Source organism: bacterium Scap17 (assembly GCA_013376735.1).
GTDB lineage: Bacteria > Pseudomonadota > Gammaproteobacteria > Pseudomonadales > Halomonadaceae > Cobetia.
In genome coordinates this window covers 482,887-496,421 of record VINJ01000001.1, presented here as the reverse complement: position 1 = coordinate 496,421, position 13,535 = coordinate 482,887, and the positions used below count along the sequence as shown (strand labels likewise).

General features: G+C 65.0%; 10 protein-coding genes. 2 read left to right on the top strand and 8 right to left on the bottom strand.

Annotation, left to right across the window (positions count from 1 at the left end):
• The first annotated feature begins 26 nt into the window (after positions 1-26).
• On the top strand, positions 27-1,616 hold the full coding sequence (locus FLM52_02255; GenBank protein NVN54627.1) for a BCCT family transporter: 1,590 nt from the start codon (positions 27-29) through the stop codon (positions 1,614-1,616).
• A gap of 169 nt (positions 1,617-1,785) precedes the next feature.
• Here the strand turns inward: FLM52_02255 and FLM52_02250 are convergent, their stop codons facing one another.
• Positions 1,786-2,178, bottom strand: coding sequence for a DUF4168 domain-containing protein (locus FLM52_02250; GenBank protein NVN54626.1), 393 nt, complete (start codon positions 2,176-2,178; stop codon positions 1,786-1,788).
• Positions 2,179-2,721: 543 nt separating this feature from the next.
• Between FLM52_02250 and FLM52_02245 the strand changes: the two genes are divergently transcribed.
• Positions 2,722-3,498 carry a DUF4174 domain-containing protein gene (locus FLM52_02245; GenBank protein ID NVN54625.1) on the top strand — a complete coding sequence of 259 codons (777 nt, stop codon included), beginning with the start codon at positions 2,722-2,724 and terminating at the stop codon, positions 3,496-3,498.
• Between the two features lie 103 nt (positions 3,499-3,601).
• On the opposite strand, the gene FLM52_02240 is transcribed toward FLM52_02245, so the two are convergent.
• The 7 genes from FLM52_02240 to mtgA form a co-directional block, all read right to left on the bottom strand.
• On the bottom strand, positions 3,602-4,507 hold the full coding sequence (locus FLM52_02240; protein ID NVN54624.1) for an electron transfer flavoprotein subunit beta: 906 nt from the start codon (positions 4,505-4,507) through the stop codon (positions 3,602-3,604).
• A gap of 33 nt (positions 4,508-4,540) precedes the next feature.
• Positions 4,541-6,031 (bottom strand): electron transfer flavoprotein subunit alpha/FixB family protein, encoded by a 1,491-nt coding sequence (locus FLM52_02235; GenBank protein ID NVN54623.1) that lies wholly within the window; start codon positions 6,029-6,031, stop codon positions 4,541-4,543.
• Positions 6,028-8,247, bottom strand: a complete 2,220-nt coding sequence (locus FLM52_02230) for a DUF3483 domain-containing protein (GenBank protein NVN54622.1) — start codon at positions 8,245-8,247, stop codon at positions 6,028-6,030. Before FLM52_02230 ends, FLM52_02235 begins: the two co-directional genes overlap by 4 nt.
• 89 nt (positions 8,248-8,336) lie before the next feature.
• Positions 8,337-10,415 carry a dimethylglycine demethylation protein DgcA gene (gene dgcA / locus FLM52_02225; GenBank protein NVN54621.1) on the bottom strand — a complete coding sequence of 693 codons (2,079 nt, stop codon included), beginning with the start codon at positions 10,413-10,415 and terminating at the stop codon, positions 8,337-8,339.
• A gap of 287 nt (positions 10,416-10,702) precedes the next feature.
• Positions 10,703-11,239 (bottom strand): hydrocarbon binding protein, encoded by a 537-nt coding sequence (locus tag FLM52_02220; GenBank protein ID NVN54620.1) that lies wholly within the window; start codon positions 11,237-11,239, stop codon positions 10,703-10,705.
• 113 nt (positions 11,240-11,352) lie between these two features.
• Positions 11,353-12,363 (bottom strand): membrane dipeptidase, encoded by a 1,011-nt coding sequence (locus FLM52_02215; GenBank protein NVN54619.1) that lies wholly within the window; start codon positions 12,361-12,363, stop codon positions 11,353-11,355.
• 248 nt (positions 12,364-12,611) lie between these two features.
• Positions 12,612-13,382, bottom strand: coding sequence for a monofunctional biosynthetic peptidoglycan transglycosylase (gene mtgA, locus FLM52_02210; GenBank protein ID NVN54618.1), 771 nt, complete (start codon positions 13,380-13,382; stop codon positions 12,612-12,614).
• Between the last annotated feature and the right edge of the window lie 153 nt (positions 13,383-13,535).

Below are 13,535 nucleotides of genomic sequence, written 5' to 3'. Positions count from 1 at the left end.
CACCAATAACAACATGAGGTCACCACATGTCATCGAATCCGTATGACACGGACTACGAGATCGGCCAGGACAATGTCCAGGTCATGGGTCTCGATGTTCACAACCCCGTCTTCGCGATCAGCGCCGTGCTGATCGTCAGCTTCATCCTGTTTGCCATCCTCTTCCCAGCGGGCGCGGAAAGTGCCCTGGGCGGCGCCAAGGCCTGGTCCATCGCACATGGCGACTGGCTGTTCATGCTGGCCGGCAACCTCTTCGTGCTGTTCTGCCTGCTGCTGATCGTGCACCCGGTGGGCAAGCTGCGCCTGGGCGGTCAGAAGGCGAAGCCCGAGTTCTCGACACGCTCCTGGTTCGCGATGCTGTTCGCCGCTGGCATGGGCATCGGGTTGATGTTCTGGAGCGTCGCCGAACCGGTGGCCTACTACACCGACTGGTACGGCACGCCACTGAACGCACCCGCCGGGACGCCGGAAGGGGCACGCGCCGCGCTGGGCGCCACCATGTATCACTGGGGCCTGCACCCCTGGGCCATCTACGCCGTGGTCGGGCTGTCGCTGGCCTTCTTCACCTACAACAAGGGCCTGCCGCTGACCATCCGCTCGGCGTTCTACCCGCTACTCGGTGAGCGCACTTGGGGCTGGATGGGGCATATCGTCGATATCCTCGCCGTGCTGGCGACCATCTTCGGTCTGGCGACATCACTGGGGCTGGGCTCCGCTCAGGCAGCATCGGGGCTGGACTACCTGTTCGGCGTCGGCGATGGCCTGCCGACCCAGATCGCGATCATCATCCTGGTGACGCTGGTGGCCATCTACTCGGTCAGTCGCGGCCTGGATGGCGGCGTGAAGCTGCTTTCCAACATCAACATGATCATCGCCGCTGTCCTGATCATCTTCATCCTCATCTTCGGGCCGACACTCGCCATTCTCATGGGCCTGGGCACCACCACCCTCAGCTATGTGGAATATCTGCTGCCGCTGTCCAACTGGATCGGCCGCCCCGATGAAAGCTGGTTCCACGGTTGGACCGTCTTCTACTGGGCGTGGTGGATCTCCTGGTCACCTTTCGTCGGCATGTTCATCGCGCGAGTCTCGCGCGGCCGCACCGTACGCGAATTCGTCACCGCCGTGCTGCTGGTGCCGACACTCGTCACCATCGTGTGGATGTCAGTCTTCGGCGGTACCGCACTGGAACAGGCCATCAATGGCGTCGGCGCGCTGGCCAATGGCATCGATTCCGTGTCGCTGGCCATGTTCCAGATGCTCGACAACCTGCCGCTGTCCGGTGTGGCGTCCTTGATCGCCATCGTGCTGGTACTGGTGTTCTTCGTGACCTCCTCGGATTCCGGTTCGCTGGTGATCGATTCGATCACCGCCGGCGGCAAGATCGACGCACCGATCAGCCAGCGCATGTTCTGGGCAGCGATGGAAGGCCTGATCGCCGGTGCCCTGCTCTATGGCGGCGGAAGCGCTGCGCTGGGCTCGCTGCAGGCGGGCGCCATCGCCACGGGGCTGCCGTTCACGCTGGTATTGCTGGTGATGTGCTATTCGCTGTTCCGTGGCCTGATGCAGGAAAAGAAGGCACAGGACATGCTCATTCGTCCGGTCGCCGGCGCCTGACATGCGGCGCTGACCAAAGCTTTACTGACCGAAGCTTTACTGACCAAAGCTTTACTGACCAAGGCGGTACTGACTGACAGGCCGCAGGACATGGGCACAAAAAAAACGCCGCCCCCGGTAACCGGGGGCGGCGTTTTCATTGGATGACCCGAACGTCATCCAGGCGAGATCAGGAGTTTTCCTGAGCCAGCTTCTGCACCTTCTTCATCAGGTCCGGGTCGTTCTGGACCGCTTGACCGATGGAGTTGAAGGTGGCGACTTCCAGACCGGAGTCTTCGACAGCGCTGACCATCTCGTCGTTGGCTTCCTGACGCACGCTCTGCTTGGCAGTCTCGTCGTCGGCTTTCTGCAGCTTGCCGGCGAATTCCTGAGAGATGCGTGCGATGTCCTGAGAGGCCGCAGCGAACTGTTCCAGCTGAGCGTCAGTGAAATCGCCAGCCTGAGCCTGTGCCGCCTGGGCAGTAGACTGACCCTGGGCCGGTGCGTCAGCAGCGAACGCCGGTGCCGACATCATGCCCGCGGAAATCAGGGCAGCCGTCATGTATGCAGTCATCCGTTTCATTGCAGCCTCCAGCAGTGATCAATAAGTGTTTGCCCTAACTCAGACGGGCCTGACGACAGGATGTTCATTTTTTCATGCAACTCTTTGAAAACATTCTGTATCGCCAGAGTTACATGAGTCGCAGATCAGCAACGTAAAAACCGCGGGGCCGCGCATGGCGGGCGTCATGACGGCTGGACGCGCATACAGCTTGCGCCACGATTGTGAAAATATCTGCAGCAAGCCGCGTGAAGTCTGCCCGCCACCCACTCGACCCGCCCTCGATACAGACATGCCTCTGCGCTCGCTACGCGCTCTAGCAAGGCATGTCACCTGCTGCCGCCGCTATCGGCATGTCGCCATTGGCCTTTTCACAGGCTGAATGAGGGCGGCATGTCGTGAAGTACCACATAAATCGCGCGCCAACGGGCAGCAAACTCTCGGCGACTGTCTTAGTCTTGAAGGAGAGGCTGTCATCCGGGGTGTGCCATTCTCCTGTGCAACCTGCTTCTGCAGCCCAGGCTGGCTAGCCCAGCTCATAACATTCGTTGCCGGAGGAGTGCCATGTCCACGCACATACCGTCCACGCAGAGACTGTCCAAGCAGAAACTGTCCTCGCAGGTACTGTCCTCGCAGGTACTGTCCACACAGATACCGTCCGCGCTGCCTCGACGGCTCTCGCATCACAGGCTGACGCCGGGCCTGATGAGCCTCTTGTTGCTGGCCCTGCTGCCGGCCCTGCTGTTGAGCTCGCCGGTGCATGCCATCAGCCTGCTGGATTCGGACGCCGACCTGAACGCGCCCGCCGAGACATCCACTGGTGCACCACCGCCCCCGACCTCGCCGGACACCGCGGAGACCACCATGACCGCCGCCAATGTCGACCCTGCCGCCAACCCGCTGCTGGGCGAGACCTGGAACCGACGCTCGCTGGTGCTGATCGCGCCGGATGAGCAGGACCGGGATCTCGAGCGTCAGCGCGAGGAACTGCGCGCCACGCGTGGCGAGATGCAGCAACGCGACATGACGCTCTATACGCTGATGGGCACGCGCGGCATCCACGATGGCGTGCCGATGAGCTTCGAGGAGGTGCGTGCCCTGCGCGATGCCATGCAACTGCGCGAGGGCGCGCCCTTCACCGTCATTCTGATGGGCAAGGACGGCGGCAAGAAGATGCAGCAGGAAGGCTTCGTCTCCCCCGCCCAGATCTATCAGGTGATCGACAACATGCCGATGCGCCAGCGCGAAGCCAGTCAGGCAGCGCGCAAGGCCCCCCAGGGCACCGACGAGCACACCTCGCCCGAACCCTTGAACGATGAGGACTGGCAGTGGGAGGAGTGACCTTTCTGTAAGGAGCGACCTTCTGTGAGGAGCGACTTTCTGTGTTGCATGAAAAAGCCCCTGTCAGCTCGGCTGACAGGGGCTTTTTACCGTCTGCGCGACTTCAGCGCAGCACGCCTTCCTCACGCAGCAGCTTGAGGATTTCCGCCGCGCCCTCCTCGGCGCTCACGCCTTCCAGCCGCTTGCCACCACCCCCTTCGGCCTTGGCGGCCGCGGCCTTGAAGCGGTCTCGCGCGCTGGTCGCCTTGATGCGCTTCAAGCGCTTGGGACGCTTGCGAGCCGGAGCCACGCCGAAGGCCTCGGCCTGCGCATCATGGACAAGCTCGCCGCTGGCCAGTGAGGAAAGCTCACCGCGCCGCGCCTGCGCGAAGGCCGACTGACGCGCCGCCGGCGCCGCGGAATCGACACTGACAAGCGCCGGCAGCTTCACGCGCAACCGTCGCCGCTGACCACGTGGCAGCGCCTGCAAGGCGGTGAGATGCGCGCCATCGCAGCTCTCGATCGCGACGATACCCTCCACCAGCGGCCAGCCGAGACTCTCCGCCAGCAGATGCGGCAGCAGACCACTGCCCTCACCGGTCTCGCCCTGGCCGCCACACACCACCAGCTGCGGGGCCGCCTGCTTGAGGCGCGTCACCAACAGCGGCCAGACATCGATGACCGGTTGATCAGCAGCCTTGAGCGAATCAACAGCCTTGAGCGGTTCCGCTTGCAGGGAATCGGGCGACACCAGCGTCAACGACTCCAGCCCCATGCCCAGATAACCGCGTAGCGCCTGATCCTGTTCGCTGCCGGGCGCGATCTCGCTGCCACTGGCGTGCCAGGCGCTGAGACTTACGGCACCGGGTGCCGACTGACGCTCCAGCGCCAGACACAGCTCCAGAGCGCGGGCGTCCTGCTCGGCGCGCCGCAGACGCCCCGAAACCGGGTGCTGCCCCAACGACACCAGACTCACGACCTCAAGCGGCGCCGAGGCCTGCTGCGCAACAGATGAACGATCTGCCTTCATGTCCTTCTCCTTTCCCCTGTCGCAGGCGCGAGTTCAGGCCGCGTCGGCGGCAAGCGTGGCGGATGACGTACTGGATGACGCCGAGGCCGCGGCAGGCACCTGACCCGCCGCCGAGGTATCACCGCCGGCACTGCGTTCGGCCTCGAGCTGCTGACAGAGACTGGCGAGAATCGCCCCGGCGTCACCGATCACCGAAAGATCGGCACGCTTGACCATGTCACAGCCGCCATCGGTGTTGATGGCCACCACCTTGTCGCAGCGCTGGATGCCCTGCAGATGCTGGATGGCCCCCGAGATGCCCACCGCGACATAGACCCGCGCCGTCACCCAGGTACCGGTGGCACCGACCTGGCGGGCACGCGGCATGAAGCCGTCATCCACCGCCACCCGCGAGGCGCCTTCGGTGGCACCCAGCAGGCTGGCGGCGCGGTGGAAGCCATCCCAATCGCGGATACCGTTGCCCGCCGAGAGAATGAATTCAGCCTCGCCCAACGCGATCGCGGAGGGGTCGACGGCGACCGGGCCAAGGTCTTCGATCACGTCTGGCACGGCGTGCGCGGTGCTGGCCGCCTCCCACTCGAGCGGCAGCGCGGCGTGGCGCACATCTTCCACCGGCTCGGCGCATTCCGCCTCGCACAGCACGATACGGGTCAGCGGGCGGGTCAGGTCCTGCTGACCATTGCCGCTGCGCCCGGTGACGTTCACCTCGGCAAGCTCGCCACGCCCGATGGCGGCAAGCTCGCCGTCGAGCTGATAGGCATTGCCGCTGGGCCGCGCCAGCGCATCGCCCTGGCACAGCAGGCGCGCGCCGAGACGTCGGCCGCGTTCGCCGCCGCCAGTGCGGGATTCCGGCAGCAACCACAGCCGTGGTGCCAGCTTGCCATCGATGGCCTCAAGCTCCGCCAGCTGGGCCAGCGGCGCATAACCATCGTGGAGGGTATCGGCGAAGTGCAGCCAGCGATCGGCACCCGCCGCGCCGAGCCCGACACTGTCGGCGGCGTCACCATCCTCACGCAAGGTGCCGAAGGTGACGGCCAGCACCGCGCCCTGATGGGCGGGGTCGGCATCAGCGATCTGACGCGCCAGCCCCAGCACATCGCGGTCCTGACTCGAGAGTCGCCCACCGGTCATGTCCGGCACCACCGCGATCAGGAAGGCGGGTGATGCGATCTCGACCAGCGGCAGCACGCGCGCCTTGGCCACGGCCGCGGGCTGGCCAGCACCCGCCGCGGCAGGCCCGGAGCGGCCACTGCGGTCGATGCGTTTGCGACCATTGGCGGCGATGAAGTGGCCGACATGCGGGTCGCGACGCATTACGCCCTGCGGGCCCATCCAGCGTTCCTGAGGGGCTGCCGCGCCGCGGCCCAGCGCCTGCAGCGCGATGAGATGCTGCGGGTGCAGGCGATTGCGTGCCTGCTGTTCCAGACGCGGGTCACGGCGTGGCAACGCCTCTCGATGGGATACCGGTGGGCGCTCGGTTGCTTGTGGCTGCTCTGATGCGTGAAGATCCGGGGAAATCGTCATGCCGCCACCTCCGCGTCAGTGGGCTGCGTGGTCGACGCCGCCAAGCCCTGTGTGGACGAGCCCTGTGTGGACGAGCCCTGCGTGGACGCATCCGTTACCAGCGCCCGCGCCATCAGTTCCGCCAGATCCAGCACCTGGGGTTCGGCTTCACCGGCCGGTGCCACCACGCCTTCCAGCATCGCGGTGCACTGCGGGCAGCCGACCGCCACGACCTCGGCGCCGGTCTCGCGCACATCGCCCATGCGCATGTCGGGGATACGCTGCTTGCCGGGGATGTCCGTCACCGGCGCGCCGCCACCGCCGCCGCAACAGCGTGAGCGGAAGCCGGAGCGCTGCATCTCGCGCACTTCCAGTCCCAGCGCCGCCAACAAGCTGCGCGGCGCCTCGAATTCACCGTTGTAGCGACCCAGATAGCAGGGGTCGTGCCAGGTGACCGCGCCGAGCGTCGCCAGTCTGGTGGCATCGAGGCTCAGGCGACCGGCCGCCAGCAGCTCGTTCATGTAGCTGGTGTGGTGGTTGACGAGGTAGTCGCCACCGAAGGCGGCGTATTCACGTCCCAGCACATGGAAGCTGTGCGGATCGCAGGTGATGATGCGCGCGAAGCGATACTTCGACAGGGTGGCGATATTGCGAGTGGCCAGCGACTGGAAGGTCGCCTCATCCCCCAGACGGCGCGCCACATCACCACTGTCACGTTCTTCCGCACCGAGGATGGCGAAATCGACCCTGGCGGCGCGCAGCACCTGCACGAAGGCGCGCAGCGTGCGCTGGTTGCGCATGTCGAAGGCGCCATCGCCCAGCCACAGCAGCGCTTCCACAGGACGCGGATCACGCGCTGCCTCGCGGGCGGCCTGCAGCTCGGCGATGCGCGGCAGGTCGAGGTCCGCCGCCCAATGCAGGCGCGCTTCGAGCGCGAAGCCGCCCGGGTTGTCGGTGGCGATCAGGTTGTCGAGCACCTCTACGCCCTTGCCCGGCGTCGCGCCCTGCTCCAGCGTCATGTGACGGCGCATGTCGACGATGGCATCGACGTGCTCGATCATCATCGGGCACTCCTCGACGCAGGCGCGACAGGTGGTGCAGGCCCACAGGGTTTCCGGCTCGACCAGTACCTTGAACTCGTGGATCAGCTTGTCGCCATCTGTCGCCTCACCCACTGCACCCGGTGCCGCCTTGATCTGGATCGGCCCGGATGAGGCTGCCTGAGCTGCCGGGCGAGCATGCGGAGAGGCCCCGACGATGGCCTGCTGCGGGCCGCCGCCATGCTGGCCGGGCGCGCGCCTGGGCTCATCGCCCGGATAAGGCGAACCGGCGTAGGCGGCATCGCTGCCACCGGCCATGCCGACCACCATGTCCTGGATCAGCTTCTTGGGATTGAGCGGCTGACCGGCCGCGAACGCCGGGCACACCGCTTCACAGCGCCCGCATTGCACGCAGGCATCGAAGCCCAGCAGTTGACGCCAGTTAAAATCGGACGGCTTGCCGACACCCAGCGGTGCCTCAGGGTTGGTCAGGTCCAGCGGCAGCAGCGCGCTGTCGCGGATGCCCGCACTGTCACGGGTGCTGAAACGTGCCGGACGCCGATGGAAGGCCAGATGCAGCGCACCGGCGAAGGCATGCTTCATCGGCCCGGTGATGCGCGAGCCGCCGCCGGTCATGCCGACGATCATCTCGAGCAATCCCCAGGCGATGCCCGCTACCAGCACCAGCCCGAGGATACCGCCGGAGATCATGCCGCCGACGCCTTCCGGAAGCACCAGTGACAGACTCATCACGAACAGGCTGGCGGAGAACACCAGCAGACTCTTGGGCAGACGCATCCACGGACCACGCGACAGGCGCGCCGGCGGGTCGAGGCGACGACGACGCACGAACAGCGCGCCACCGAACATCGCGCCACTGGCCAGCAGCAGCAAGACGCCCAGCCAGGCGGAGTCGATGCCGAAGCCGTAGACCACCACCATCAGCAGCGCCGCGGCCACGAAGCCACCCCCGGTGGCGACATGGGTGTTGGCCATGTAGCGGTCCCGCGCGACCACGTGGTGCAGGTCCACCCCGTAGCGGCGCGGTACCTTGGCAAGGCTCGCGATCAGCTCTCCCATGCTCATGGACGTGGCGTCCGCCCGCCCCTGGCGCCACAGGCCGATGCGCTTGACCGCACCGAGGGCAGCCAGCGCCAGCGCGGTGAAGATCAATACCGACAAGATCGTGTCATTCATGCTGCTCACCCTCTTTCTTCAAGCCCGCTGTCGACCGGACGACTGCCAAGCCGGCGGCATAGGCGCGGCCGGCTCGGCAGATCACGTCATCAGAAGTCCTTGCACAGACGCAGGGCGTCATAGATGGCGGCGTGGGTGTTGCGCGGTGCGTTGCAGTCACCGAGGCGGAACAGCAGGTAATCATTGCCCTCGGTGGCCTGGCTCAGGCACGGCTGCGGCTTGATGGCGTAGAGCGACTCGACGTCGATCTGGCCCTTGTTGAGCGAGCCGTCCTTGAAGGCGTAATAGAGCGCCTCATCCGGGCGTACGCCGTTCTCGACCACGATCTGATCGACGACGCGCTCTTCCAGCGTGCCGGTGTATTCGTTCTCGAGCACCGCTACCAGGCCCTCGCCTTCGCGGTAGACCTCATGCAGCACCATGTCGGAGGTCATCACGACTTCCTTGGCATACAGGCTGCGGTAGTAGGTCGGGAAGGTGGTGCCGCCGACCGCCGCACCCGGCTTGATGTCGTCGGTGACGATCTCGACCCTGGCGCCCTTGTCGGCCAGATAGTCGGCCACCGAGACCCCGGAGAACTCGCAGATGCTGTCGTAGATCAGCACGTTGCTGCCCGGCGCGACGCGCCCGTCCAGCACGTCCCATGAAGAGACGATCAGGCTCTTGGCCGGGTCTTCGTCGTAGCCCCAGGACGCGAACTGGTCCATGAACGGACGACCGCCCACCGCGAGGATCACCACATCGCCGCGCAGGTCACGGATGGTGGCCTCATCGGCTCGGGTACCCAGGCGCAGGTCGACCTTCAGGCGTGCCAGTTCCAGCTGATACCAGCGCGTGATGCCGGCGATCTGATCACGCTGCGGCGCCTTGGCGGCGATGGTGATCTGACCGCCCAGCTCGTCACGGGCCTCGAACAGCGTCACGTCGTGGCCGCGTTCGGCGCATACGCGGGCCGCCTCCATGCCGGCCGGACCGCCGCCGACGATGACGACCTTGCGCACCGGGCCGCTGGTCTTCTCGATCTGGTGCGGCAGGCCCATGTATTCGCGCGAGGTGGCGGCATTCTGGATGCACAGCACGTCGAGGCCCTGATACTGGCGGTCGATGCAGTAGTTGGCGCCGACGCACTGCTTGATCTGGTCGAGCTGGCCCATCTTGATCTTGGCAATGATGTGCGGGTCGGCGATGTGGGCGCGGGTCATGCCGACCATGTCGACATAGCCGCCTTCCAGGATACGCTCGGCCTGGTTGGGGTCCTTGATGTTCTGGGCGTGGATCACCGGAATCGAGACGACTTCCTTGATGCCGGACGCCAGGTGCAGGAAGGGTTCCGGCGGGTAGGACATGTTGGGAATGACGTTGGCGAGGCTGTTGTGGGTATCACAGCCGGAGCCGATCACGCCGAAGAAGTCGAGCAGACCGGTGGCGTCGTAATAGGCCGCGATCTGCTTCATGTCGTCGTGGGACAGGCCATCGGGATGGAATTCATCGCCACAGATGCGCATGCCGACCACGAAGTCGTCGCCGACTTCGGCACGCACCGCCTTGAGCACTTCGAGGCCGAACTTCATGCGGCCCTCGAAGCTGCCGCCCCACTCATCGGTGCGCTTGTTGACGCGCGGGCTCCAGAACTGGTCGATCAGGTGCTGGTGCACGGCGGACAGCTCGACGCCGTCCAGGCCGCCTTCCTTGGCACGCCGCGCCGCCTGGGCGAAATCAGCGATGATGCGCTGGATCTCCTCCACCTCGATGGTCTTGCAGGTGGAGCGATGGACCGGCTCGCGGATGCCGGACGGTGACATCAGTGAGGTCCAGTCGAAGCCGTCCCAGCGCGAGCGACGGCCCATGTGGGTAATCTGGATCATGATCTTGCCGCCATGCTTGTGCACGGCATCGGCCAGATTCTGGAAATGCGGAATGATGCGGTCGGTCGACAGATTGACGGAGCTCCACCAGCCCTGCGGGCTGTCGATGGAGACCACCGAGGAGCCACCACAGATGCACAGGCCACACCCGCCCTTGGCCTTCTCTTCGTAGTAGCGCACGTAGCGCTCGGTGGTCATGCCGCCATCGGTGGCATACACCTCGGCGTGGGCGGTACTGACGACGCGGTTGCGGATGGTCAGCTTGCCGATCTCGATCGGCTGGAAGAGTGCGTCGAATGCCATGGTGAGAGCTCCTCGCCGGGGAGAGCGCCGCCTCGTCACGCTGGCCTGGCCTGCCCGCCGCCACGAGTCGTGGCGACGGGGTTGGCGTCAGGTGTCTTGCATGTCAGGAGAGTCGGCGCTCAGGCGTTGCGTTGTCGTTGTTGTGGGTGATGAGTGTCGTGACAGAGAGATGATCGGGCGGCCGGCTTGTGCTGTTGCCTGTTGCCTGTTGCCTGTTGCCTGTTGCCTGTTGCCTGGGCCGGGTCTGGGCCCGAACCATGGAATAGAGAGTGGCGGATCCGAAAACGTCACACTGTTCCGGGAGCGACCTCGAAATACCCCACGTCACAGCCTTCCTCACCCCCGCTCTGGGTCTGGACGGCGTCGGTGCGCAGCTCGCTGCCACGCGCGGCCAGAATCTGGTCCATCGCGCCGGCGAACCAGCCGGTGAACATGTATTCAAGCTTTGTGCCGGTCTTGCCCTGCTGATAGACGAAGCAGGAGTGTTCCAGGCGCACCTTGCAGGTACCGCGCTCCAGATCGATCTCCTCGGTGATGAACAGACCCCAGCCGCGCTGCGACAGACGCTTCATGTAGTGCTCGAAGACTTCCACGCCGACCAGGCCATGCAGCTCGGCTTCCTTCTCGCACCAGTGCCAGGCGCTCTTGTAGCCGGCGTGATAGAGAATCTCGGCGTATTTCTCCACGCCCAGCGCCTCTTCCACCGCGACATGGTTGTTGATGAAGAAGTGGCGCGGCACGTACAGCATCGGCAGCGCATCGGACGTCCAGACGCCAGTCTCGCTATCCACTTCGATCGGCAGTTCAGGGGCCATCTTGCTCATGTCGGTGTCCTCCAAAAGGGGCTTGAGGGAATTGCATAAGAGAGCTCAGAAAAGAGAGATCAGGAAAGTGCGGTCAAGAAAGTACGATCAATAAAGGGCACGGGCAGCCAGACTCAGCCGCCCCAGACATTTTCCAGCGTGCGCAGCCAGTTCTCGCCCATGATCTTGCGTACCTGATGCTCGCTCATGCCGCGACGCAGCAGCGCCTCGGTCAGATTGGGGAACTCGCCGATGGTGCGGATGCCTTCCGGATTGACGATCTTGCCGAAGTTGGTGAGACGACGGGCGTAGCCCTTGTCGTGGGTCAGCCACTCGAAGAAGTCCTGGCCGTGACCCTGGGTGAAGTCGGTGCCGATGCCGATGGCATCCTCGCCGACCAGGTTCATCACGTATTCGATGGCCTCGACGTAGTCGTCGACGGTGGCGTTGACGCCGGCCTTGAGGAAGGGGGTGAACATGGTGACGCCGACGAAGCCGCCGTGTTCAGCGATGAAGCGCAGCTCGGCATCGGACTTGTTGCGCGGGTGGTCCTTGAGACCGGCCGGCGCGCAGTGGGAATAGCAGACAGGTACCTTGGACTCGAGGATGACTTCCTCGGAGGTCTTCGAGCCGACGTGGGAGAGATCACACATCACGCCGACGCGGTTCATCTCGGCGACCATCTCGCGGCCGAAGCCGGACAGGCCGCCGTCGCGCTCGTAGCAGCCGGTGCCGACCAGATTCTGGGTGTTGTAGCACATCTGCACGATGCCCACGCCGAGCTGCTTGAAGACATCGACATAGCCGATCTGGTCTTCATAGGCGTTGGCATTCTGGAAGCCGTAGATGATGCCGGTCTTGCCGGCGGCCTTGGCGGCGCGGATGTCGGCGGCCGTGCGCGCCACGCAGACCAGATCGCTGCTCTCGGCGATCAGCTGGTTGCTCTTGACGATGTTGTTGACGGTCGCCTGGAAGCCTTCCCAGACCGAGACAGTGCAGTTGGCAGCGGTCAGACCGCCCTTGCGCATGTCCTCGAACAGCTCGCGCTGCCACTTGGCGATCACCAGACCATCGATGACGATGCTGTCATCGTGCAGGGCGCGGGCCGCATCGGACCCACCGAAGGAGGAGGAGAATTCGGACATCATGTCGCTCCGGCGCTGGGCAGGCGGCTCTAAAAGTCAGGTCACTGCCCGTACCCGGCGGACAGGGCCTGCCGGAACACGATCTCCAGCAGGCTGTGCCAGCATAGTCCTGCCCTCTTTCCCCTCTGACGCCAGATGCGACCCGTGGCTATCGAATCGCGTCAGGGCTGTCGTTTCTGAAACGACGACGCCCCGACTCGAGAGAGCCGGGGCGTCGTGGGACAGCCGATGGTGTACCGTCAGGCCGGTCAATGCGCGGGGGACAGCTCCTTGAGCGAAGGCAGCAGGTCCCAGCTCAGCCAGCCACGCGGCTGTTCCAGACGCTTCAAGTAGCCCATGCCGAGATTGTTCATCTGACGGCGCGTCCAACTGGCGCGGCGCTGGATATAGGCCGAGGGCTTGCCGGCATTGAAGCGGATCGGGTTGGGCAATACCGCCGCCAGCAGGCTGGCCTGGTAGGCGGAAAGGCTGGCGGCATCGGTATTGAAGTGATGCTCGGCCGCGGCCTCGACGCCGAAGACCCCCGGCCCCCATTCGGCGACATTCAGATAGACCTCGAGAATGCGCTCCTTGGGCCAGATCATCTCGATCAGGATGGTGAACCAGACCTCCAGCCCCTTGCGCACCCAGCTGCGCCCGTTCCACAGGAAGACATTCTTGGCGGTCTGCTGGCTGATGGTACTGGCGCCGCGCAGACGCTCACCGGCCAGCCGCGCATCGATGGCCTTGACGATCTGATCGACATCGAAGCCGTAGTGATCGGGGAATTTCTGGTCTTCCGAGGCGATCACCGCCAGACGGGCATTGTTGGAAATCTGCTCCATCGGCACCCAGTCATGCTGCAGCGCCATCGGCTCGCCGGTGACCAGGCCATAGCCCCACTTCTCCAGCATCACCATCGACACCGGCAGCGGCACGAAGCGCAGCAATACCACCAGGCCGATGCAGGCCACCATCCAGCAAGCGACGACCTTGAATGCCCACACCGCCAGCCAGCGCAGGCGCTCCATCGGGCGCATGCCGGCACGCAGCGCCGGACGGCGTGTCGCCCCGCGCCGAGCACCCGCCACACGCTCCGTGCCTTCCTGCCTGCGTTGCTGTCCTCGTGCCATCCCTTGCCGTCCCCTGTCGTGCGTGTCGTGGCTCGCCGCCGAGCCATTGTCGTGTCAGCT